Source organism: Nonomuraea sp. NPDC047529 (assembly GCF_040642995.1).
Classification (GTDB): Bacteria; Actinomycetota; Actinomycetes; order Streptosporangiales; family Streptosporangiaceae; genus Nonomuraea.
This window is the reverse complement of record NZ_JBEYTJ010000022.1, coordinates 1-22,977: the sequence shown is the minus strand read 5'-3', so window position 1 is coordinate 22,977 and position 22,977 is coordinate 1. Positions and strand designations below refer to the sequence as shown.

Genomic DNA, 22,977 nt, shown 5'->3' with positions numbered 1-22,977 from the left:
GGCGCTGCAGAAGAAGACGAAGATCCTCGGCATCCCGCACTGGCAGCGGCTGGCGGGCCGGACCCTGCGCAGCGACCAGACGGGGGCTTCCACGTCCGGGCGACGTGCAAGAGCATGAAGAAGAACACCTTCCGCGTGGTCACCAGCGGCACCACCGTGCTGACCGGTCCCACGCTCACGGTCAAGTGCTGACCCCGCGACAGCGTCAGGTCTGAGCTGCGGCGTCGATGCTGCCGACGGTCAGGTCCGTCAGCGCCGCGATGGCCGCGGCGGCGGTGGCACGTCCCCGGTTCAGCTCCGCGGCGATGGCCTCGGCCGCGCCCAGCACGCCGACGCAGCGCAGGCGGAGGGCTTCCCGCGTGAGCCCGGAGTGCGGCCGCAGGGCGGTGGCCATCAGCTCCGTGTAGCCGTCGAGCAGGTCGCGCTCGATCGCCTCCATCTCCTGGTTCCCCTTGAGCGCCGCCGAGATGGCGGTCCACTCGGGCATGTCGGTGGCGCAGGCGAAGTAGGCGGCGCTCAGGACGCGCGCGATCTCGAGGGGGAGCGCCGGGGCGTCGCGCAGGGCCTGCTCGGCGGCGGCCCGGTGCCGCTCGTCGAGCCGCCGGTAGAGCGCGATCAGCAGGCCGGGACGGGTGCCGAAGTGGTCGTAGACGACCGGCCTGCTGACCCCGGCGGCCTCGGCCAGGCTGAGCAGCGTGAGGCCGTCGGTGCCGTGGGCGCGCACGATCGCCATGGCGGTGTCGAGCAGCTGCTCCCGTCTGGCCGGCTTGGACAGGCGGGTCGATCCGGTGGTCATCGTCCTCCCTTGCGTCGCCTCCCATCTTAAGCTACAAAATGTAACTTACAGAATGTAGGTTAAGGAGAGGACATCACCGTGGAGCACTCCGTACTGATCATGGGCGGGTCCGGCCAGGCGGGCGCGGGGACCGCGGCCCTGCTGCGCCGCTGGCACCCGGAGTTGCCGCTGACCATCGCGGGCCGCGACCTCGGCCGCGCCCGGCGGGTCGCCGACGAACTCGGCGGCGCGACGGCCGCGACCATCGACCTGCGCAGAGGCGACCTCGGCCTGAAGGGGAGCGACGGCTACTCGGCGGTCGTGGCGACCGTGTGGGACAGCCACCTGAACGGGCTGCGTTACGCACAGGACCGCGGCCTGCCGTACGTCAGCATCTCCAGCGGCCTGGTCGACATCGGACCCGAGGTCGTCGCCGCCGGCCTGCGCGCCGGCGCGTCACCGATCCTGCTGGCCAGCCACTGGTACGCGGGCCTCGTCGTCCTCGCGGTGCTCGGCCTCGCCGGGGAGTTCGACCGGCTCGACACCATCGAGATCGGCGGCGTGCTGGACGAACAGGACAGCGGCGGCCCCGCGGCCACGGCCGACATGGCACGCCTGCTGGCCGCCACCTCGGCGGGACACCTCCGCCGCGACGGCGTCTTCCACTGGGTCACCGGCCCCGACGCGGAGGTGGAGGTCACCGGCGTCGACGGCACCGTGCTGCCCGGCCAGATCGTCCCCATCCTCGACGTGCCGAGCCTGGCCCTCGCGACGGGCGCGCCCAACGTGCGCTTCGCGTTCGCGGTCGGCGAGTCGTCGGGCAGGCGGCGCGGCGGGCCCGCGTCCACGGAGGTCAGGATCGACCTCGAAGGCGTGGACCGCGCGGGCGCACCGCACAGGACGACCCGCTACCTCCTCCACCCGGAGGGCCAGCGCCCCTTGACGGCGCTCGGCATCGCCCTGGGCGTCGAGCGGCTGCTCGGCCTGCGCGGCGCCCCCGTGCCACCCGGCCTCCACACCCCCGAGGCGCTGATCGACCCCGGCTACGCGGCCGAGCGGATGACGGAGATCGGCGCCACCATCACCGGCGCGCACGGCGATCACTGACTCAGGTTCCGCGAGCCCGCCGCACCCATCATGTTGAACGTTCGTACAAGTTGTACTAGCGTTCAACATGATGAGAGCGAAGGGGACGTGATGACGCGGCAACAGTTCACGCGGGCAGGGACGCGCCAGTGGGCCGGCCTCGGACTGCTGGCCATGCCGACGGTGCTGCTGGGGCTGGACGTGACCGTCCTGTACCTGGTGGCGCCGAGCATGGCGGCCGACCTGTCACCGTCGGCCACCCAACTGCTGTGGATCATGGACGCTTACGGGTTCCTCGTCGCCGGGTTCCTCATCACCATGGGCACGCTGGGTGACCGGATCGGGCGGCGCCGGTTGCTGAAGGCCGGGATGATCGCCTTCGCCGCGGTCTCGGTGTTCGCCGCCTTCGCCCCCACGGCCGAGCTGCTGATCCTCGCGCGAGCCCTGCTGGGGGTGGCCGGGGCGACGCTCATGCCCTCCACGCTGTCGCTGATCTCGAACCTGTTCCCCGACGCGCGTCAGCGCGCGGTCGCGATCGGGGTGTGGGCCACGATGTTCGCGCTCGGCATGGCCGCCGGGCCGATCGTGGGCGGAGCCCTGGTGGACTCCTTCTGGTGGGGAGCGCCGTTCCTGGCGGCGGTGCCCGTCGCCCTCGTCGTCCTGGCCGGGGCACGCGCCCTGCTCCCCGAGTACGCGGCCCCGTCCAGCGGAAGGCTCGACCCGGTCAGCGTGGGCCTGTCGCTGGCGGCGATCCTGCCGGTCATCTACGCCGTCAAGCACATCGCCTCCGACGGTTCCGGCGGCCCGGCCCTCGTCTGTGCCGTGGCGGGCGTTCTGGCCGCGATCGTGTTCGTACGCCGCCAACGCCGCCTCCCCGATCCGCTGCTGGACGTGGCACTGTTCGGCAACCGGGCCTTCGTCGTGGCCCTGGGCGTGCTGCTCATCGGCCTGGTCGGAGTCGGGGGCTCGATGTACCTGGTCACGCAGTACCTCCAGCTCGTCGAGGGGCTCACACCCTTCGAGGCGGGGCTCTGGATGGGGCCGCCGGCGCTGGCGATGGTCGCCGCCGCCATCGGCGCTCCTCTGGTCGCCCGGCGCTTCCGCCCCGGCTCGGTCATGGGCGCCGCCCTCGGGGCGTCCCTCGCCGGCTACGCGCTGCTCGCCACCGCGGGACTCGACGACGAGGTGTCCGTGGCGGCCGGCTTCACGTTCGTCTATCTCGGGCTGGGCGCCCTCGCCGCCCTGGGCACCGACATGGTGGTGGGCGCGGTGCCGGCAGCACGGTCCGGGTCGGCGGCGTCGATCTCCGAGACGGTCCAGGAGCTCGGCATCGCCATCGGCGTCGCCCTGCTCGGCAGCCTCACCACCGCCGTCTACCGCACCCAGGTGACGGTGCCCGAAGGTCTGACGCCGGAGAGCTCCGGCGCCCTCGCCGACAGCCTGAACGCGACCATGGCGATCACCGGCAGCCTTCCGCCCGGGACCGTCGAGGCGGCGCAGCGGGCCTTCGCCAGCGGGCTCAATGTCGCTTCCCTGGTCGCGGGGGTCGCCATCGCCGCCGCCACGGCGCTGTGCTTCTGGATGCTGCGTCACGTGCCCTCGCTCGGGGAGACGCAGAACCGTGACACCGACGGTTGAACGACGGTCCGACTATCCTGGGCGTCGTGCCGAGGAGCAGCAAGGACGACACCGCCGACGACAGCGAGCACGTCGACGGACGCCGCGCGCGCGGCGAGAAACGGCGCGCGGAGATCATCGAGGCCACCCTTGCCGTGGTCACCCGCGACGGCGCGGCCGGCGTCACCCACCGCACGGTCGCCAAGCAGGCCGGCACCACGACGTCCCTGAGCACCTACTACTTCGCGACCCTCGACGACCTGCTCGTCGCCGCCCTCACGACGGTCGCCGACGCCTACACCGCCCGCATCCGCGACATCATCGACAAGCCCGGCGACAAGCTCAGCGGCCTGGCCCACCTCATCGCCGAGTCCGCCGGCTCCGGACGTGAACGCGCCCTGGCCGAACGCGAGCTGGCGACCCTGGCCGCCCGCCGCCCCGCACTGCGACCCGTGGCACGACGCTGGCGGCAGAACATCGCCGAACTCGCCACCACGCTGACCGACGACCCCGCGGCCATCGCCGCCCTCGTCGCGGCCTCCGACGGGCTGTGCACGGCGATCCTCCTCGACAACGTTCCCGCCGACCCGGATCACATCCAAGCCGTCCTGCAACGAGCCGTCCGCAACTGAGCCGGTGGCCGAGGAGGGATGCCTCATCGCGACCTCGTCACACGGGTGGATGCCGCTGTCGGCCAGTCTGGCCGCCGCCGCGTCCAGGTGGGCGCCCAGCCAGTAGCCGCCGACGGCGATGTTGCGCTCGCCCAGGATCCTGGGGTCGATGGGGCGGCGTCGATCCCGCCGGAGGTGCCGTAGGAGATCAGGCGGACGAAGGGGGCCGGCGCGTGCGGGGCCGCCTCGAAAACAGGGCCGCCGACGGCGTCGAGGATCACGTCGGTGAGGGCGCCGCCGTTTGGCTTCGCGGACGCGCTCGGCGTAGCCGTCGGCCTCACGGGAGCCCCGACAGAGTTGGAGCGTGTTTGGGCGCAGCGCTACCCCTCAGACCTGACCGACGCCCAAGGGGACCTCATCACGCCTCTGCTTCCCGAGCCCAACAGCGGCGGCTGTCCAGAGAAGCACCCACGCCGGGGACGTTCTGCCTAATAAAGGCATTGACGTTGAATTTAGGTATGTCCTGTCAAGGAGACCGAAGATCGATCCCTCTGTGAGGAGTTCCCTGCTGGGGTCGCCCACAGTGCCGTCGTTGGCCACATCGACGTCGCCGTCGAGTGACATGGTGAGCGCGGAGTCGACGGTGACGGGGTACTTGGTCGCCAGGACCGGCCTGGGGGGACGGTCAAGCCGCGATGAACCCGGGGGAATCACGCAGCGGGGACGAAGGCGGCAGCAGGGCGCTGTTCCGAGGACGGCGGGCCAGGGGCGCGAAGGAGATGAACAGCACGATGGCGCCGAGGGGGATCAGATCCTTGTCGATGAACGGCATCATCAGGTCCGTCATCACCAGGACCGGCGTCCACACCTTGACGCGGCGCATGACGGCGAGCTGGATGATGAGCGCGAGCTGGCCGAGGTAGAACAGGTAGGGGCCGACGTCGTAGATGGCCAGCGAGATCACGGGAATGCTGTGGACCTCTTTGGTGATCATGCTCATGGCATAGTGATCGTCGGCCGCGAATCCCGCCACGATGTCGACGGTGAACTGCCCTGTCAGCGCCAGAGCGCCGGTGATGGCCACCCACATGATCACAGTGGACAGCAGGTTTCCGCCCGCCAGTCTTCGTAGCTGGACGAAGACGGAGACGAACATCGCCATTGCGGCGATGAAGGCCAGGTGGCCGGTGGTCCATGCCGGGCCGGGCCCTCTGGTGCCGTCCAGGCCGTCGAGGATCCGGATCACGCCGTAGGTGAAGGTGAGCAGCGGTGCTGCGAGGAAGGCGAAGCGGTAGGGGGAAGTCATGAGGGAACACTACGAACGCCGGCGCGCGGCCGGAATCGGGTGACCGTCTAGTCCGTGGCGGAGCAGTTCCTAGTCACTTGTCCGATACCGGAGGGATGACCGGCCTCTCTATCGTTCGGGACAGATATCGCTGCTGATGGGAACGGACAGGACCGCTGTGAAACTGATGGAACGCCTTGAGACCTCCGTCGAGCTGACGTCGGTGAGCAGACACTACGCACACGGTGTCGTCGCACTCAACGACGTGAGCGTCGGCTTCCGCCAGGCCACTTTCACCGCCGTGATGGGCCCGTCCGGCTCAGGGAAGTCGACCTTGCTGCAGTGCGCGGCCGGGCTGGACAGACCCACCTCGGGCCAGGTCATGGTGGACGGCAGGGACCTGACGAAGATGAGCGAGCGGAAGCTGACCCTGCTGCGCCGCGACCGGATCGGGTTCGTCTTCCAGTCGTTCAACCTGCTGCCGTCGCTCACCGCCGCCCAGAACGTGGCGTTGCCGCTGCGGCTGACCGGCCGTCGTCCCGACCCTGAGTTGGTCAGGCACAGCCTGGACGCGGTCGGGCTCGCCGACCGCGCGGGACACCGCCCCGCCGAACTGTCCGGCGGGCAGCAACAGCGGGTGGCCGTCGCGCGGGCGCTGGTGACCAGGCCGGCCGTGCTGTTCGCGGACGAGCCGACCGGCGCCCTGGACACCAACACCAGCAGGGACGTGCTGCGCCTGCTGCGCGGCCTGGTCGACCTGCACGCGCAGACGATCGTGATGGTGACCCACGACCCCGTGGCCGCCGCGTACGCCGACCGAGTGCTGTTCCTGGCCGACGGCAGGATCTGCGGAGAGCTCCCCGACCCCACTGCCGAGGTCGTGGCCGCCCGGATGCTCCTGCTGGAGGAAGCATGCTGACCATTGCCTTCAGCACCCTGCGTACCCGCATGGTGTCCTTCGCCGGCACGTTCCTGGCCTTGGCGCTCGGCGCGGCGCTGATGGCCGCGATGGGGCAGGTCCTTGCCACTACGGTCGGCTCGCCGGAAAGGGGGCCGCAGCGCTATGCCTCGGCCCCCGTGGTGGTGGCGCCCGACGACCGGCTGAGAGTCGAGGGCCATCTGGGCGAGACCAGCGCCCCGCTGGCCGAGCCGCGCGGACTGCCGGCGAGCCTGGCCGGACGCTTCCCCGACGCGGTCGCCGACCGGGTTTTCGCCGCGCAGCTCGCCGGTGGCCCCGCCGCCGTCGGGCGTCCCTGGTCCGCCTCACGCACCGCGCCCCAGAGGCTTGTCGAAGGCGGCGCGCCGGCGGGGCCACGGGAAATCGTCGTGAGTGGGGGAGCCCGGGTCGGCGACCTGGTGCGGGTGGTGACGGCCCAGGGCGCGAAACCGTACACAGTCGTGGGGGTGACGACCGCGCCGGGCACCGTGTTCTTCAGCGACGCGGAGGCGGCCAGGCTCTCGTCGCGGATCGACGCGCTGGCGCTGTGGCTCCCGCCGCAGGAGGTGCGCGCCGCGGTCGGGAGCACCGCCAGGGTGCTGACCGGGCAGGATCGAGCTCTCCTCGACCCCACCAGGGACAGCGACGAGCAGGCGAGGAACAACGCCGGCACGATTGTCGGCATCGCCGCCGGGTTCGCCGTGTTCATCGCGATCTTCGTGGTGTCCTCGACGTTCGCCTTCGCGGTCGTGCAGCGCCGGCGCGAGTTCGCGCTGCTGCGCACCGTCGGCGCCACCGCGGGTCAGGTACGCAGGATGCTGTACGGCGAGGCCGGAATCGTCGCTGTGATCGCGGCGGCGACCGGCGCCGTCATCGGCCCCTTCCTGGCAGGTCCGATCCTGGACTGGCTGGTCGGGCTGGGGATGGCACCGAGCTGGCTGGTGCCGAGCACCGACACCTGGCCGTCCGTCGTGGCCTTCACGACCGGCGTGGTGGTCGCACTTTCCGGGGTGGCGCTCGCGGCCGGGCGGGCGGGGCGGGTGCGTCCGGCCGAGGCCATGCGCGAGGTGGCCGTCGAGCCGCGAGCGATGACGTGGGGCCGCTGGGTGATGGGCGCGGCCGTCGTCGGGACGGCGCTGGTCAGCATGGCTGTGACCGCCATCGGTGACCCGGCAGGAGCGACGAACAACAAGTCGTTCATGCCGATCGTGATGCTGCTGGTCGCCGGTGCGGGGATACTCGCCCCCGCCCTGGTGCGGCCGGTCACCCGGCTCCTGGCCGCCCCGATGGACCACCTGCGCGGCGCGGGCGGAACCCTGGTGCCCGCCGCCGCCGTCGCCTCCGCCCGGCAGACCGCCGCGGTCGCCGCTCCCGTGCTCATCGCCGTCGGCCTGGCCGCCGCGTTGCTCGGCGGCGCCGCGATGACCGACACCGCCAAGGCCGCGGCGCAGGCGGCTCCGGTGCGCGCCGACTACCTGGTTCTCCCCACCGGTGGCGCAGGACTGGACCGCAAGCTCGTCGAACGCCTGCGCGCACTTCCCGGCGTGGAGGTCGCGGTCACGGCGCCGACCAGCCTCTACACCCTCGAAGGCGACGCCGTGCTCATCCAACGCCCGGCCGAGGCCGTCGACCCGGCCCGGCTGCCCGCCGTACTGGATGTGGCGCTGACGGCGGGGTCGTTCGCCGATCTGGACGATGACGGCATCATCGTCTCCGAGACCTGGCAGATGAGGCTCGGTGCGACCGCGAGGGTGTGGCGCGCGGACGGCAGCAAAGCCTCACTCAAGGTCGTCGGACTGCTCGGCGCCGACGCACCGGCCGATTCCTACATCACCCGAGCGCAGGCCCGCTCCGCGCCGACGGCCGCCGCCTACCTCAAGCTCCGTCCGGGAACGTCACCGGCCGCCGTCCGGGCGGCATTGGAGCGCGCCGTCTCCGGACACAACGCGCGAGCCGTCACCAAGGCGAGCTGGGTGGCGGAGACCAGGGATCGGCGTGGCTCGGCCAGCAGGCTCGGGCTGCTCGTCGTCCTCGGCATCATCCTGGCCTATGCTGCGATCGCGCTGGTCAACACGCTGCTGATGGCGGCCTCCGGCCGCAAGGCCGAGCGTGGCACGCTGCGCCTGCTCGGCGCGACCCACGACCAGGTGCTGCGCTACGCCGCGGGCGAGGCTCTGCTGGTCGTCGCCATCGGCGTCGTCCTGGCCGCGGGTGTGGCGGCGGTCAGCCTCGCCGGACTGTGGGCTTCCCTGGTGCAGCTCGCGGGGCCGATCTCGATCAGCCTGCCGTGGTCCTCGGTCGCCGCTGTGGCCGGAGGATGTGCGTTCCTCGGCGTACTCGCCTCGATCGTGCCCGCCCTGCGACGCCCTCGCTAGTTCTCACCGAGGCCGAGTCGGGCCAGCTCCACCCTGGAGGAGACGCCCAGCTTGGGAAAGGCGCGATAGAGGTGGTAGCTGACGGTCTTGGGGCTGATGAACAGGCGAGCACCGATCTCCCTGTTGGTCAGCCCCGTCACGGCCAGCCGGACGATCTGCAGCTCCTGGGGCGACAGGTCGCCGCGCCTGTCGGCGGGAACGGACACGGCGCCGCTGTCGCCGGCCGCGCGCAGCTCCCCGGCCGCCCGCTCGGCCCACGGCTGCGCGCCCAGCCGCTGGAAGATCTCCACCGCGGCCCGCAGGTGCGTGCGGGCATCCCTGTTGCGGCGCTCGCGGCGCAGCCACTCGCCGTAGAGCAGCTCCGTCCTGGCCCGCTCCATAGGACGTTCGCGCGGCCCGTGCAGCCGCAGGGCCGTGACGAAGTGCTGCTCCTGCCCCGACATCAGGGCCCTGCAGCGCGCCAGCACGGCATCGGCCCAATCCATCCTGGCGGCGGCCGCCCACTCGGCGAACCGGGCCAGCGGTTCCGCCGCCCGTCCGGGCTCACCGGCCCGCACAGCGGCCTCCACCTGGTCGGCGGCGAAGTAGACGGCCTGGTTCTGGTGGCGTACCGGCCCGGCCTGAGCCTCCTCCAGCCGGTCGAGCACCAGCGCGTGCCGGCCGCGGCTCAGGTCGAGCATGGCCAGCGCCCACTCACCCCAGGCCATTCCGTGCACGATCCCGGTCAGCGCGAACTGATTCCGGCACCGGACGGCCAACTCCGCACACCGCGCGTCGTCGCCCTGCACGGCGGCCAGCCAGGCCAGGACACCCTCCAGATAGCCGGTCCGGTGGGGCTGGCCGCTGTCCAGCGCGATCCGCAACCCCTCCTCAGCATCGGACATGGCGCTGCGAAACCTGTTCAGGTGCAGCTCGGCGGAGGCCAGCGTCGCGTACGCGATCGGCAACCACCCGGTCGTCCCCAGCGAGCGGCACTCCTCGACGAGGGCGGCGCAGATCTCCTGCTGCGCGGGGAAGTCGCCGACGAGCCCCGCGACGAACGCGGCGTTGAGACGCAGGCCGTACGAGCCGCGTTCGATGCGGCGCGCGTCGGTCACCAGCGGCCGCATGGCGGGCAGGGCCCTGGCCGGGCCCGCGATGAGCGACTCCGCGCGGGCGGCGACGGCCGCCACGGCGGAGTCCAGCCCGTGCTCCGGGCCCAGACGGAGCTCGTGCAACCGGTTCGACGCCTCTACGAGCAGCGCGGGGTCGCCGAGCTGCGAGGCGTTGCGTGCCGCGTCCACCAGCATGAGCCCGGCCGCGCCCGGATCCAGTTCGGCGATGCGCACGGCCCCCGCCAGGAGCTGGTCGTGCGCGGTGTGGACGGCTCCGCGCTCGAAGGCGATCCTGGCGCGCAGCCCGGCCAGCCGAGCGGCGGGACGAGGGGCGTCGATCAGGGGAGCGGCGCGTTCGGCCAGCTCCTGGGCCCGCTCGGGCGAACCGGCGTCCGCCGCGGCCACGGCGGCCTCGGTGAGCCGCCTGGCGAGCTGAACGCGGTCGGCGGTCAGCTCCGCGGCCCGTTCGAGCGCGGCGGCGGCGGCCGCGTGCCCCTGCCGTTCCCTGGCCCGTTCCGCGGTACGTTCCAGCGCGGCCGCCGCGTGCTCGTCGGGGCCGAGCGCCGCCGCGGCCAGATGCCAGGCCCGCCGGTCCTCCTGGTCATGCAGCACCTCGGCCAGCGCGCGATGCACGGCGAGGCGCTCGTCCAGGAGGCCCACGTGGAGGGCGGCGGCCCGCATCAGCGGGTGCGCGAAGGTCACCGTGCCGCCATCGACCTCGACCAGACCTTCGGCGGCGCCGAACGCCTCCGGGCCGATGCCCAGCGACTCGGCTCCGCGCAGGACGACACCCAGGTCCCCTGTGCCCTCGACCGCGGCGACCAGGATCATCAGCCGCGTCCGGCGCGGCAGCGCGTCGATACGGGCCCCGTAGGTTTCCTGGATGCGGCGCGGCAGAGGCGCGGGCGCGAGCCGGTCCCCGGTGCGGGGCAGCTCGATCAACGCGAGCGGGTTGCCGCCGCTCTCCGCGAGAACCCTGGCCCTCACCGCGTCGGCCAGGTCAGGGTCGCAGTCGCGCAGAAGCGCGGCGGCAGCCTCAGGGGCCAACGGCCGCAGGCGCCGTTCCGGCAGGCCGGGCGCGCGGAAGCCGTCGCGCGAAGCGAAGATGAACGCGATGCCCTCGGCGTCCAGCCGCCTGGCCGCGAACAGCAACGCGTCGACGGACGCCCGATCCAGCCAGTGGGCGTCGTCCACCAGGCAGACCAGCGGGCCCTCCTCGGCGAGCTCCGACAGCAGCGAGAGCGTGGCCAGGCCGATCACGAAGCGGTCCTCACCCCTGCCCGCGCCAAGACCCAGCGCCCCGCGCAGGGCCGCCGCCTGCGGCTCGGGCAGGGAGTCCACCCGCGCCAGAGCGGGACGCAGGAGCTGGTGCAGGGCAGCGAACGGCAACTCGGCCTCGGTCTCCACCCCGGCGCACCGCAGGACCCGCGCGTCGGCGGCCCGGCCCGTCACGTAGGAGAGCAGCGCGGTCTTACCGATCCCCGGGTCTCCATAGATGACGAGAACGCCACTTCGCCCAGCCCGCGCGCCCTCAAGTACCTCGTCGACAGCACGCTGATCGTCATCCCGCCCCCGCAGCATGGAAAGACTGTAACGGACGACTACCGAGAAGCTTGTCGCGGTATATGCGCATATCGCCAGGGTGGAGATGGTGCGGCGTCGGCTGATCCGCAGGACCGGCCGACGCCGGCATCCCGACCCTCCACCCGCGTCACCCGCCGCTCCGGTACGAGATGCGATGGCCTGCGGCGTATGACTACAGATCGTGTCGGCGGCGGTCAGGCAGGTGCCCGCCGCCCTGGGTGGGTGGCGGGCACGGATTCGGGTCCAGGGGTCAGCGCAGGGGGAAGGCGCGGGTGGTGGTCTGTTCGACCTTGTTGCCTTCGGTGTCCCAGGCTTCGGCCTTGAGGGTTACGGCGCCCTTCGTATCCGCGAGGGCGGGGTAGGTGAGTGTGGTGGTGTAGATGCCGGTACCCACCCGGCGGACCTTGGCGTCCTTCCAGGTCTGGCCATCGTCGGTGCTGTAGGCCAGCTTCAGCCCCGCGACGGCCGGCATCCGCTCGGCCGACGGGGAATGGGTCACGTCGATCTGGAACGTGTGCCGGCCACCGGCCCGTACGGAGGTGTCCAGGGCCTGGGTGTCACGCAGGTCGTAGCCGACGAACACCAGCGGCTGCGGGTTGCACGAACCGGACGAGCCCATGGTCGGGTGGCAGGCGGTCGTGGGCGGGACGGTGTCCTCGTCGCGGGCCCTGGAGTGGAAGGTCCAGGCGTTGACGGAGCCCGGGCCGCTCTGTTCGAGCCGGTAGACGCCCTCCTCCTTGGTCAGCGTGAACATCGGGAACGCGGCGCCGGCGACGCGCGGGATCTCCTTGCCGTCCCTGAACAGCTTCGCGTTGGTGTTGACGCTGCCGCCGGTCATGGCCAGCCGCCCGTCGCCGGTCACGAAGGTGTAGGCGGGCAGGAACGTGTCGCCGCGCCGGCACATCGCGCACAACACCTTCTCCTCGACGCCGGGGACCTCCGGGATCACCATGCCGCCCGGGGTGGCCGGGCCGGTGCCCCAACGCCTGGTCTCCCTGCCGGGCTTCTCGATCGTCGTCTCCAGTCCCCAGGTCTTCGTGTCGGTGCCGCTGACGGTCCCCTCGCGCAGCGTGTCCGCGCCGGACAGGCTGAAGTACTCGATCCGCCTGGAGGGGGCGGCGAAGTGGAAGGCCGTCGAGAACGTGACCCGCTCCAGCGGCTTGCGGCTGTGCCAGATCTCCATCTGGTTGTCGAGGCTCAACGGCGTGTGGTAGGCGGTGTCCACGGCCCGCAGGCCGCTGTCGGTGAAGCGGTAGACGGGGTCGGGGACCCTGCCGTCCCCGTACTTCAGGAGCTGGTAGGTGTAGTCGATGATCGGGTGGCTGGTGATCTCCAGCGTGACCCGGCCGGCCGCGAGCTGGGCGCCGACGGCCTTGAAGATCTGAATCACCGGCAGTTCCGGCTTTTCGTCCCCGCTGGGCGGGGCGGGGATCGAGCAGCCGGGGGACACGCGGTTGGCGAAGAGCACGACCCCGGCGGCGCCCGCGGCCTTCAGCGCCTGGAGACGCTCGAGTTCGATGAGGCAGGTGTCATCGGGGTCGATCGTCATCAGCGCGAGCTTGCCGCGCAGGTCGCCCTTCGGGTTCGCGCCGCCGCCGACGTACGCGAGGTCGTAGCGGCGGGTGCCGGCCGGGAACGGGATGTCCCAGCCGAGGTCGAAGCTCAGCCCACGGTCGAAGTACTCATAGGTTCTGGCGTCGATCGCGTACTTCCGCGGGGACACGGCGCGCACGGCCAGTTGCGGGTTGGCGGCCGTGGCCTGCACCGAGAACAGCAGCTTCCCCTTGGTGACCTTCTTGGTGGGGCTGATGTACCAGTCGTTCATGCCGAGGGCGCCCATGTTCCCGGACGACAGCGAGGTGCCGTCCCAGGCCGTGCGCACGAAGGAGATGGTGCCTCTGGCGTGCCGCCAGTCGATCGGCTTGGGCGTCTGGACGCGCAGCAGCACGGCTTCGCGGGCGTCGAGGGTGATCTCGGCTCCTCCCTCAGGCACGACCACCTCGGGGTCGTACAGCTGGGCGACCGGGGGAGGCCCGCTGTCGGTCGTGTTGTGCTGGACGCCGGCCTGGACGCTGTAGGTGCCCGGCTCGACCATGTAGCGGTAGACGCCGTCGCTGACGAACTCGCCCGAGCCGACGCCGTAGGTGTCGGGGACGTCGACCGCGCTCGCGTCCACCCAGGTCACCACCGGCGAGGGCGGGTTGCCGTACCTGTCGATGAGGTGCACGGTCAGCGGCACCTTCTTGGGCCCTCGGCGCAGCCCCACCGGGGTCGTGACGTGCGTACCGGACGGGCCTGTGGCGACCACGGCGCCGGTGTAGCCGCCCTTGGGCAGGCCGTCCGGGCGCAGGGTGACGGTGACGGACGCGGTGCCGCCCGCCGGGACGGTGACCGACGGGGCGCTGAACGTCAGCGCGTCCTTGGCCTCGCCCAGGGTGGCGGCGAGGGTCAGCGTCACCTCGGCGGCGCCGTCGTTGGCGTAGGTGACGGTCTTGTCCACCGTGTCGTTCACGTCTACGGGGATGACGCCGTAGTCCAGGTTCGGCGTGGTGGAGACGACGGCCTGGGAGACGGCCCTGGCCACGTCGACGCGGCCGGCGCCCTGCTCGTAGGCGGAGTATCCGGCGTCCTTGGCGGTCGACATCAGCGCCGCCTTGAGCCGCCGGCCGTCCCAGGACGGATGTTCCTGGGCCAGCAGCGCGGCCGCGCCCGCGACGTGCGGGGTCGCCATCGAGGTGCCGTTCAGGCTGGTGTAGAGGGCGTCGACCGGGCTGCCCAGCGAGGTTCCGGCGGCGCGGGCGGCGACGATGCCCACGCCCGGGGCGGCGATGTCCGGCTTGAGCGCGCCGTCCACGGCCCTCGGCCCGCGGCTGGAGAAGCTCGCGAGCCGGTCGGACTTGTCGGTGGCGGCGACCGTCAGCGCGGACGCGGCGGCGCCGGGCGCGCCGATCGTCTCCTTGCCGGGGCCGTCGTTGCCCGCGGCGACCACGAACAGCGCGCCCGTCGAGGCGCTCAGGTCGTTGACGGACTGGGACAGCGGGTCGGTGCCGTCGGTGGGGTTGCCGCCGAGGCTCATCGAGACGATCTTCGCCTTCTCCTCGGTGGCGGCCCACTCCATGCCGGCGATGATGTCGGAGGTGTCGCCCGAGCCCGAGTCGCCCAGCACCTTGCCGATGACGAGCCTGGCGCCGGGGGCGACGCCCTTGCGCGTGCCGTCCGCGCCCGAGCCCGAGCCCCCCACGGTCGCGGCGACGTGGGTGCCGTGGCCGTGGTGGTCGGTCACCTCCTGGCCCTCGACGAAGCTGCGGCTGTCGGCGATCCGGCCGGCCAGGTCGGGGTGGGTGGCGTCGACGCCGGTGTCCAGCACGGCGACCGTCGTGCCGGAGCCGTCGAAGCCGGCCTTCCACGCCTCGGGGGCGCCGATCAGCGGCACGCTCTCGGCCAGGTCCGCCTTGACCTTGGCGTCCAGCCAGACCTTGCCGACGCCGCCGGCCAGCTTCGTCCTGCCATTGGCCGAGTCGCGCAGGGTGGCCCAGAACTCGTCCGCCTTCGCCTTGTCGACCGTGAGCGCGGCGCCGTGGATGCTCGGCAGCGACCGGGTGGCGGTGCTGTCGGGCAGGGCGCGGGCGGTGCTCTTCTGGGTGCCCTGGTACTGGACGATCAGCGGTAGGCGGTCGGCCGTGCCGTCGGCGTAGCCGTTCTCGGCCAGGTAGCGGACGTCGAACAGCTTGAGGTCCAGGACACCCGCGTCGAGGGCGGGCTGGGCGTCGTCCGGGATCACGAATATCCCCTCCGGGCCGGCCTCGCTGCGGAACAACGGGGTGTGACCGTCGGGGCGGCGGACGGCCTCGGGGGTCGCGGTGTAGCGTCCGTCGCCGTCCCTGGCGAGGCGGACGGTGTCGCCGGTGATCAGGGTGAGGTTCCATTCGCCGCCGGCGGCGCCGGGGAGCGTGACGACGCCGGTGTCGCCCTCGTCGGGCGCGGCGAGGGCCGTCGCCGGGGTGAGCAGGCCCGCGGCCAGTGCCGTTACGGCCGCGCCCGCTAACACGCGCGGCCACGGCCGCCTTCTGGTGGTTGGCATCGGGGGTTCTGCCTCTCTCCTCATGCGTCGACCCAGCCCTCTTCGAGTTCGGCCTCGGGGTCGGCCTCGGGCTCGGGTGTGTCCTGCTCGTCCTTCGGATCGGGCTCTTCGGGCATGCGCCTAGCGTCACAGGAGCGACAGATGGCTACCTATGGGGCAAACACCCCAATAGTCAGGCGTCGAGGCGGTGCGCCAGCCCCGCGCGGGAGCGCAGGCCCAGCTTGCGCATGGCCGACCCCAGGTGCTTGTCCACGGTCTTGGCCGACAGGAACAGCTCCTTGGCGATCTCCTTGTTGGTCAGGCCGGTGGCGGCCAGCCTGGCCACCGCGTCCTCCCTGGGGGAGAGCGCGGACCCGTAACCGCGCGGGCCGCCGCGATGCCGGGCCGGTACGGGCAGGCCCCAGCGCCTGCTCAGCCGGCCCGCCCGGTCGAGATCCCAGGCGGCGCCGAGCCCGCCGTACGCGTGCAGGGCGGCCTCCAGCATCGACGCCCCCCGCTCGTCACCGGCGGTGAGCAGCAGCCCGGCCGCGTGCTCGCGCGCCTGCGCCGCCTCGTACGGCGCCCCCAGCCGTTCGTACGACGCCGCCGCGTCCATGAAGCGCACGGCGTCGGCGGACAGGAAGCCCCGCGCATGGCCGAGCGCCGCCCGCGCGAGCGGCGCGTCCAGCGCGGCGAGCTCGCCTTCGAGACGTGACACCAGCTCCCCGGCCTCCTCGACCCTGCCGAGCCCCACCAGGGCTTCGACCAGCGCGGGAACCGCCCGAACACCCACCGGCCACAACCCCTTGGCCGCCCACAACGAGAACGCCTCGCCGGTACGCGCCACGGCCTCCCCGGCCCGGTCCTGTGCGACGGCCAGCCGCAGCAGCGCGCTCACCGGCAGCGCGAGCACGTCGGCCGCGCCCGTCTCCAGGTTCGCGCGCACCAGGTCGTCGAGCCGCGCGGCGTCGGCCCGCCCGCGCGCGAGGGCCAGGCAGCCGGACACGGTGTCCGCGGTGAGGCGGAAACTGGGCAGGTCGGCGAAACGCACCCGCAACGCTTCGAGCTCGTCCGCCACGCCGTCCCAGGAACCCCGGCAGTACGCCAGAGTCGCCAGGTTCAACCGGCACCTGGACTCGATCAGGCCGGTGACATCGTGCTCGGCCGCCTCGGCCAGCGCGGCGTCCAGCAGGCGGTACGCGGTGTCGTGATGCCCGGCCAGGCAGGCGACCTCACCGATCGAGTCGTAGGCCACCACCTCCCACCGGTTCGTCGGACGGCCGCCGGTCCGCGCCACGACCTGCCCGGTCAGGCTCGCCCCGCGCGGGTCGCCGACGAGGGTCAGCACCATGGCGACCTTGCCGAGCACGGAGATGCGCCGCTCGGGCTCCGCGATCACGGGCAGCCGTTCGAGCGCCAGGTCGAGCCAGCGCAGGTGCTCGGCGAGCGGGACACCGGGCGTTCTCGGCATGCCCAGGCCCACCATCGCGTACGCGGCCAGCACCGGGCGGTCGGCGAGATCGGCGACCGCCTCGATCATGGCCCCGCGGATGAGCTCCGGCGCGGCGCCCCCGGCCTCCAGCTTCAGCCCGATGAGGTAGTTCAGCTCGCCGCGCACCGGTCCGGGCGGCTGGCGGGCGGCGGCGGCGCGCAGCAGGCCGATGAGCTCGTCGGCGCCCAGCGCGTAACCGCCCGCCCAGCCCAGTTTCGCCGCCAGCCTGCCCTCGCGTTCCGGGGCGAGGGGCGCGTGCCGAAGGACCGCCTCCAGCAGGCGTTCGGCCTCCGCGTCGTTGGCGAGGGCCACGGCCCGGTCGGCCGCCTCCTCCGCGGCGTCCACCCACGCGTCGTGCTGACCGGCGTGACGGTGGTGGTGGGCGATCTGGCCGAGCGGCGTGGGATTTTGCCGCGCCACCGCCTTGGCCGCGCGGACGTGCAGGTCCTGGCGTCTGGGCAGCGGGATGCTCCCGTACACCGCCTGGACGGCCAGCGCGTGCCTGAAGCCCGCCGTACCGGCGTGCTCGGCGAACAGGCCGCGGTCGAGGAGCTCGTCCAGGCCCTCGTGGGCGTCCTGCTCCGGTACGCGGCAGGTGGCCACGAGATCGGGCACCGGCACGGCCACCCGCAGCACCGCCGCGGCCTCCGCCACCGCCTGCGCGTTCGCGCTCAGGCCGCGCACCCGTTCCAGTACGGAGTCGCGCACCCCGGCCGGTACGCCCAGCTCGTCGAGCGTCTTGCGCGCCCACCTGGTACCGCGCTGGACCAGGACGCCGCGGGCCCGCAGCAGCGCGACCAGCTCCTGGATGGCGTACGGCAGGCCCGACGTACGCTCGCACAGGTAGGCGGCGAACTCGTCCGACACCTGCGCGGTGCCCAGGATCGAGGCCGTCAGCTCGTTCGTCCGGGCGGCGTCCAGCGGGGCCAGCACGAGGTGGGCATGGGCGAGCTCAGGACGTAACCGCGCGGTGAGCGCCCGCAGCCCGGGACCAGCCTCCTCCCCGCGGAACGTGAGCACGAGGACGAGCCCGGGCGGCGGGTCGGCGAGCAGGTAGCCGAGGAACTCGACCGTCTGCTCGTCGGCCCAGTGCAGATCCTCCAGCACCAGGACGGCCCGGCCGAGCGCGGCGAGCAGCTCCGCGAGCCCGCGGAACACGCGATGCCGCAGCCCGGCGGGGTCGTCCAGCGGGCCGGGCTCGGCCGGGAGGACGGCGGCGAGCTCGGGCAGCAGCGGGCGCAGCGCGCCGGTCACCGGCGACAGGCCGCCCTCGGGCAACCTCCCGGCCGCGCCGCGCAGCGCCTCGATGACGGGCCCGAGCGGGAACGGCTCCCGAATCTGCGGGCACCCACCGACGAGCGGCGGCCGATCAGGCGGCTCGGCGACGGGCGGCGGCCGGTCACGCAGCGCGGCGGCCAGTTCGCTGACCAGCCGCGTCTTGCCGATGCCGGCCTCGCCCTCGATCATGACGACGGCCGGGGGACGCCGCACCGCCGCCCGCAGCCGCCGCAGCTCCGCGTCCCGGCCGACGAGGACGGGCGAGACCACCCGCTCCACCGCCATTTCGGCATCGTCCATAATCGAGCCATTGAAGCGCCGCCCGCATGAAATGTCACGTCTGTCTTACCTGGCGGCCACCCCCATGGGGCTCGGCCGCCGCGACGGGGGTGGCCACGGTCCGTCCTGGCCGGCTCCTGGGCGGCGAGGTGTACGCGATCGCGACCACCGCCCCGCATGACGGCAAGGGCGACCTGCCCGACAACCACCACTGGGCCCCTGCTGTCCCACCCCGACCATGGGGCCCTCCATCTGCCCGACCCGGTCAGGTTCGTGCCGCAGAACGCCTACGGCATGGGCCGGGGTGCAGGACGCACCTACTCCAACCAAAGGCAAGTCCGCGACGCCGGCCATGCGCCTCCCGGCGGGGAGAGTCCTGGAGGGCTGCTGACAAGCCCGTGGTCAGCACGTGCCCCGCTGAGCGGAAGATCCAACGGATATGCGCCTGGCCTGCATCGACGGGCTCCGGGGCAGCCGTCCCGCGATGGTGTTTCTCAAGGAGTTCCCGCAGGTCAGCAGCAACACCGTTGGATTCTGCTCCATTGCTACCGGGACCCCTTGACGATGGGCGGGAGGTGGCGCTGGACCGGCTTTTCGCGTACTACCCGCGGCGTACGCGGCTCCCGCTTGGCTGCGGGCGCTTCCCGGCCAGGAGACGCCCGAGGTGTTCGTCGACCGAGCTGCCGCGCCGGCTTGGTTCGACACGGAACGCCTCAAACCTGGTCGCCGCCACACGCCCACCAGACTGGTCGTCTCCGCGCCGTCATCACACCCTGGTGGAGTGCTTCCAGGTGTATGGGGCCTGGCGTCGACACCTCGGCGACATGCTCACTGTCACGGGCATCGCGCTGAACGCCGCCCGGAGCTGGACGACCGGCACGGCGAAGGTCAGGCGCTGGGCAACCTCGGCCGCCAAGTAGGCCGTTCGCTAGCCGGCGTCCCTTCGAGTGACCCAGAGGTTCCCCTGGCTCAGCACCCAGACCTCGTGGGTGCCGGGACGCTGGGACAGCCGCATGCCCAGCCCGAAATCCTCCTCCGTATCGGGTAGCTTGATCGGCTCGTGACGCCGGCCGGTGACGTGTTCGAGGGCGGTGTCGTCGAGGGAGGTGAGCCAGACGCCACCCTGCCCATCCGGGGCGAGGTCGGCCTCTCTGTCCGGCAGTGCCACCCTGCCCGTGTGCCATGACCAGGCCGAGCCGTTCCAATGGGCCAGGACCTGCCGCCCGGGCTCCGACTCGTCGCTCGCGTACCAGGTCCAGGAGGCGGCCACCCAGACGTCATCAGGCCCGGTCGCGACCATGCTGTCGCAGGCGAGCCAGGCCCTCGGCTCCCCCTTCGGATGGGGCAGCGCCAGGTCGGGAACGCGCTGCCACCGCCCGCGATTCCATCGTGCGAGCTGGATGCGATGTGCACCCTGGACTCCCGCCGCCCAGAGCGCGCCTCCCTGCCCTCGCGCGAGCACGTCAGCCTCCGCCACCGGTGTGTGAGCGGAGAGCTTCCCCTTGGTCAGCCGAACGGTTCTCCCCCGGGAGTCGATGAACCACGGATCGGTGCCGCTGACGGTCAGCGCCTTGGTCTCCTCCGCCGGGTCCTCCGTTCGGACGGTCCGCGCCTCCCATCCGCTGCCGTTCCATCGAGCCACGCAGGACACCTGGTCATCCTTCTCCAGTCGCTTGCCGTACACCCACAGGCTGCCGTCCTCGGTCACGTCGACCTTGGACAGGTGGTCCGAGCACCTCCGCGGCGGAGCGACCACACGCCACGTACCCGCGTCGTACCGCCACACCTTCCCCCGGCGCTCGGTGTCGGTCGTGATCAGGCACCCCTGCTCCTTGTCCAGATGGGGCTTTACCGGCACCTCGGCCGTGCCGACCACCCATACCGTCCCGTCCCGCTTGACCGCCAGGTCGTCGGGAAACCCGTCCTTGACGGCCTTGGTGAGCTGCCAGTCATCGATGTGATCGGTGTAGGCGGTCTTCTCCGGCCCCGTGGGCGGCAGCTGGCCGTCACAGATGGGGGTGGATGTCGGCTTGGCCAGTGCGGTCGGGGACGGTGGGGCCGCCGCCGGCGTGGCCGAGCAGCCGCAGAGGAGGATCGACACTACTGCCAGCACGGCCGCACGCAAGGATCCGGGCATCGGGCCACCCTACGCCCACGATGGACAAGCTTCACACGGCCTTGATCGAGCCGCCCGCGCCTTCGCCGAGTCCGGCGCCGCGGTCACCCTCGCCGACATCAACGAGACCGCCCTGAGCGCCGCCGAGTACCGTAAGTGCGGAGTGCTGCTCCTGCGTCACGGCTAATCCTCCGCGGGCAACCCGATCACCTTCAGCCGGGCGGCGAGATTCCTCAGCTTGCCCAGACGGGGACGTCCCCGGTCCAGCGCTACGGCCGGCAGGCGGCTGCGGGCCTGCAGTCCGATGCTCAGCGGATCCTTGGCGTCTTTGGGGACGGTGGCAGACGGGACAGCCGGGGCCCTGCCATGGGCCCCGCGGCCAGGGCGCGGTCGTGGGCGGGGGCGTGCTCGGGGTCGCCCAGCCGGATCTGCCGACCCTGGTGATGCGGCACCACCGGGGTCGAGACTGGTAGAAGTCGTTGATCAAGTGGTCTGTATTCGAGCCGGTCACGCTGATCTCGTTCACTGTGAGTGGTCATTCGGGGCGTGGCGGTTCCAGGTTCCGCCTGCGTCAGCGGCGACTCGGGTGGTGGGTTTGTCGTGGAAGCCGAGGGCCCTGGCAATGACGGGCCTTTCCCCTTGAGCGTGGACACCTTGGAGACTGGATCTTGAGGTCCAGGGGAAGAGATGTCCCTGATGGTGATGAAGAACTACCCGCCCGAGTTCAAGGCCGACGCGGTGGCGTTGGTACTGTCGAGGCCGGACCGGACGATCACGTCGATCGCGCGAGATCTCGGGGTCAGCCGTGAGACGCTGCGGGTGTGGGTACGCGCCGCGCAGGCTCGGGGTGAAAGCGGGCAACGAGCGGCCAGCCGGGTCGGACCCGGCAAGGACACCTCGGCCGGGCACCTACCCTCGGACGACGTGCTGGAAGAGGAGAACAAGCAGCTCAAGGCGCGGATCCGGGAGCTGGAGCAAGAGCGGGACATCCTGCGCAAGGCGGCCAAACTTTTCGCGAACGAGACAAACTGGTGAACCGCTTCCAGTTTGTTGAGGATCACAAGGCGCTCTACGGGGTGAAGCGGTTGTGCCGGGTGCTGCAGGTGTCACGCTCGGGGTTCTACCGGTGGTTGAAGGGCGCCGCGGCGCGGCTGGCCCGCCGCCAGGCCGATGAGCAACTGGCCGGGCAGGTGCGGCGGATCCATGTCGAGCATGACGGCACCTACGGCTCGCCCCGGATGACGGCTGAACTGCGCGCGGCCGGGGTCGTGGTCAACCACAAGCGGGTGGAACGGGTGATGCGCGAGCACGGCATCACCGGGCTACGGCTACGGAAGAAGGTCCGCACCACCATCCCGGAACCGGACGCGGCACCGGTGCCGGACCTGCTCCAGCGTGACTTCACCGCCGAGCGGCCCAACACCCGCTACGTCGGCGACATCACCTACCTGCCCGTCAGCGGTGGCCGGTTCCTCTACCTGGCCACGGTCGTGGATCTGTGTTCGCGTCGGCTGGCAGGCTGGTCGATCGCTGATCACATGCGCATCGAGCTCGTCGTCGACGCGCTGCAGGCCGCGGCGCACACCCGCGGCGGCGGCCTGGATGGCGCGGTGTTTCACACCGACAACGGGGCGCAGTACTGCTCGCGGGAGTTCGCGCGGGCTTGCCGCCGGCTCGGTGTCATCCGCTCGCGCGGCGCGGTCGGCACCAGCGCCGACAACGCGGCGGCCGAGTCCTTCAATGCCAGTCTGAAACGCGAGACGCTGCAGGGCGCGCACCACTGGCCCGACCCCCGCACCGCCCGCCTGGCCGTCTTTCGCTGGATCACCCGCTACAACACGGTCCGGCGGCACTCCCGCCTCGGCCAGCTCAGTCCGATCGACTACGAGAAGACGACAGATAGCCTGAAGTCTGCCGCCTGAAATCGGCGTCCACGTTCGAGGGGGAAGCCCCAAGGCCAGGTAGTTAAGGTCGTCGTGGTGTTGTCAAACGCGCGAGTTCTCAGGACGTGGGAACGGAGATCCAGTAGAACGGTGATCTTCCACAACCAGCCGTCGAAGAACCGGATCTCCGTTGATTGCCGAGTATGCCAGCTCTGCTGTTTCCCGTGCTGTCGAGACGGGATCTTCGCCCCGCTCGGCAGCCGGGCGGTTGTTCGCTCCCGGGCATTTGGGTGAGCTGACCGCGCTCATACCGTTCGAGCTCGTCGACGCGGTCCTTGAGGAGACCTGCAACGTGCAACGCCGTCTGCGCGCTCTGCCCTCGCGTGTCGGGGTCTACTTCCTGTTGGCGATGTGCCTGTTCCCCGAGGTCGGCTACCTGCTGGTCTGGCAGAAGCTGACGGCCTCGCTGGCCACCCTGCCGGTCGTGACGCCCACCGCCAAAGCA

14 protein-coding genes are annotated in these 22,977 nt (G+C 71.9%); 7 read left to right on the top strand and 7 right to left on the bottom strand.

Annotation, left to right across the window (positions count from 1 at the left end; genetic code table 11):
* Positions 1 to 205: 205 nt before the first annotated feature.
* The gene (locus ABZ815_RS30035) at positions 206 to 796 is read right to left on the bottom strand and encodes a TetR/AcrR family transcriptional regulator (RefSeq protein ID WP_357703757.1); all 591 of its coding nucleotides are present in this window, start codon (positions 794 to 796) and stop codon (positions 206 to 208) included.
* A 78-nt stretch (positions 797 to 874) separates the two neighbouring features.
* Here ABZ815_RS30035 and ABZ815_RS30030 point away from each other — a divergent pair, with 78 nt between their 5' ends.
* The 3 genes from ABZ815_RS30030 (at position 875) to ABZ815_RS30020 (ending at position 4,110) form a co-directional block, all read left to right on the top strand.
* Positions 875 to 1,882 carry a hypothetical protein gene (locus ABZ815_RS30030; protein ID WP_357703753.1) on the top strand — a complete coding sequence of 336 codons (1,008 nt, stop codon included), beginning with the start codon at positions 875 to 877 and terminating at the stop codon, positions 1,880 to 1,882.
* A gap of 90 nt (positions 1,883 to 1,972) precedes the next feature.
* Positions 1,973 to 3,499 carry an MFS transporter gene (locus ABZ815_RS30025; protein ID WP_357703751.1) on the top strand — a complete coding sequence of 509 codons (1,527 nt, stop codon included), beginning with the start codon at positions 1,973 to 1,975 and terminating at the stop codon, positions 3,497 to 3,499.
* A 26-nt stretch (positions 3,500 to 3,525) separates the two neighbouring features.
* The gene (locus ABZ815_RS30020; protein WP_357703749.1) at positions 3,526 to 4,110 is read left to right on the top strand and encodes a TetR family transcriptional regulator; all 585 of its coding nucleotides are present in this window, start codon (positions 3,526 to 3,528) and stop codon (positions 4,108 to 4,110) included.
* A gap of 664 nt (positions 4,111 to 4,774) precedes the next feature.
* Here ABZ815_RS30020 and ABZ815_RS30015 read toward each other — a convergent pair.
* Positions 4,775 to 5,395, bottom strand: coding sequence for a hypothetical protein (locus tag ABZ815_RS30015; protein ID WP_357703747.1), 621 nt, complete (start codon positions 5,393 to 5,395; stop codon positions 4,775 to 4,777).
* 166 nt (positions 5,396 to 5,561) lie between these two features.
* Between ABZ815_RS30015 and ABZ815_RS30010 the strand changes: the two genes are divergently transcribed.
* Together ABZ815_RS30010 and ABZ815_RS30005 are read left to right on the top strand one after the other, a co-directional pair.
* Positions 5,562 to 6,293, top strand: coding sequence for an ABC transporter ATP-binding protein (locus ABZ815_RS30010; protein ID WP_352364994.1), 732 nt, complete (start codon positions 5,562 to 5,564; stop codon positions 6,291 to 6,293).
* Positions 6,287 to 8,686 carry an FtsX-like permease family protein gene (locus ABZ815_RS30005; RefSeq protein WP_357703745.1) on the top strand — a complete coding sequence of 800 codons (2,400 nt, stop codon included), beginning with the start codon at positions 6,287 to 6,289 and terminating at the stop codon, positions 8,684 to 8,686. The genes ABZ815_RS30010 and ABZ815_RS30005 overlap by 7 nt, the downstream gene beginning before the upstream one ends.
* Here the strand turns inward: ABZ815_RS30005 and ABZ815_RS30000 are convergent.
* From ABZ815_RS30000 to ABZ815_RS29980, 5 genes are all read right to left on the bottom strand, one after another.
* The gene (locus ABZ815_RS30000; RefSeq protein ID WP_357703743.1) at positions 8,683 to 11,361 is read right to left on the bottom strand and encodes an AAA family ATPase; all 2,679 of its coding nucleotides are present in this window, start codon (positions 11,359 to 11,361) and stop codon (positions 8,683 to 8,685) included. The two genes, ABZ815_RS30005 and ABZ815_RS30000, sit on opposite strands and share 4 nt — an antisense overlap.
* A 253-nt stretch (positions 11,362 to 11,614) precedes the next feature.
* Positions 11,615 to 15,445 carry a S8 family serine peptidase gene (locus tag ABZ815_RS29995; protein WP_357703741.1) on the bottom strand — a complete coding sequence of 1,277 codons (3,831 nt, stop codon included), beginning with the start codon at positions 15,443 to 15,445 and terminating at the stop codon, positions 11,615 to 11,617.
* A 172-nt stretch (positions 15,446 to 15,617) separates the two neighbouring features.
* Positions 15,618 to 18,494 carry an AAA family ATPase gene (locus ABZ815_RS29990; RefSeq protein WP_357703739.1) on the bottom strand — a complete coding sequence of 959 codons (2,877 nt, stop codon included), beginning with the start codon at positions 18,492 to 18,494 and terminating at the stop codon, positions 15,618 to 15,620.
* 907 nt (positions 18,495 to 19,401) lie between these two features.
* Positions 19,402 to 20,610, bottom strand: coding sequence for a hypothetical protein (locus ABZ815_RS29985; RefSeq protein ID WP_357703737.1), 1,209 nt, complete (start codon positions 20,608 to 20,610; stop codon positions 19,402 to 19,404).
* Between the two features lie 31 nt (positions 20,611 to 20,641).
* Positions 20,642 to 20,770: a hypothetical protein gene (locus ABZ815_RS29980; protein ID WP_357703735.1), complete on the bottom strand. Its 129-nt coding sequence runs from the start codon at positions 20,768 to 20,770 to the stop codon at positions 20,642 to 20,644.
* A 515-nt stretch (positions 20,771 to 21,285) separates the two neighbouring features.
* Between ABZ815_RS29980 and ABZ815_RS29975 the strand changes: the two genes are divergently transcribed.
* Positions 21,286 to 22,511, top strand: a protein-coding gene (locus tag ABZ815_RS29975; protein WP_357703733.1) for an IS3 family transposase whose coding sequence is annotated in 2 segments (ribosomal slippage) — positions 21,286 to 21,598 and positions 21,598 to 22,511 — 1,227 coding nt in all. Because the reading frame shifts where the segments join, the coding sequence is not laid out codon by codon here.
* Positions 22,512 to 22,740: 229 nt separating this feature from the next.
* Positions 22,741 to 22,977, top strand: a 237-nt coding sequence (locus ABZ815_RS29970; protein ID WP_357703731.1) for a transposase domain-containing protein, incomplete at its 3' end; no start/stop codon positions are given.

Bases quoted from the DNA above. Each gene is read 5' to 3' on its own strand.
- ABZ815_RS30035 (WP_357703757.1), bottom strand. From the start codon at position 796: ATGACCACCGGATCGACCCGCCTGTCCAAGCCGGCCAGACGGGAGCAG.
- ABZ815_RS30025 (WP_357703751.1), top strand. From the start codon at position 1,973: ATGACGCGGCAACAGTTCACGCGGGCAGGGACGCGCCAGTGGGCCGGC.
- ABZ815_RS30015 (WP_357703747.1), bottom strand. From the start codon at position 5,395: ATGACTTCCCCCTACCGCTTCGCCTTCCTCGCAGCACCGCTGCTCACC.
- ABZ815_RS30010 (WP_352364994.1), top strand. From the start codon at position 5,562: ATGGAACGCCTTGAGACCTCCGTCGAGCTGACGTCGGTGAGCAGACAC.
- ABZ815_RS30005 (WP_357703745.1), top strand. From the start codon at position 6,287: ATGCTGACCATTGCCTTCAGCACCCTGCGTACCCGCATGGTGTCCTTC.
- ABZ815_RS30000 (WP_357703743.1), bottom strand. From the start codon at position 11,361: ATGCTGCGGGGGCGGGATGACGATCAGCGTGCTGTCGACGAGGTACTT.
- ABZ815_RS29995 (WP_357703741.1), bottom strand. From the start codon at position 15,445: ATGCCAACCACCAGAAGGCGGCCGTGGCCGCGCGTGTTAGCGGGCGCG.
- ABZ815_RS29990 (WP_357703739.1), bottom strand. From the start codon at position 18,494: ATGGACGATGCCGAAATGGCGGTGGAGCGGGTGGTCTCGCCCGTCCTC.
- ABZ815_RS29985 (WP_357703737.1), bottom strand. From the start codon at position 20,610: ATGCCCGGATCCTTGCGTGCGGCCGTGCTGGCAGTAGTGTCGATCCTC.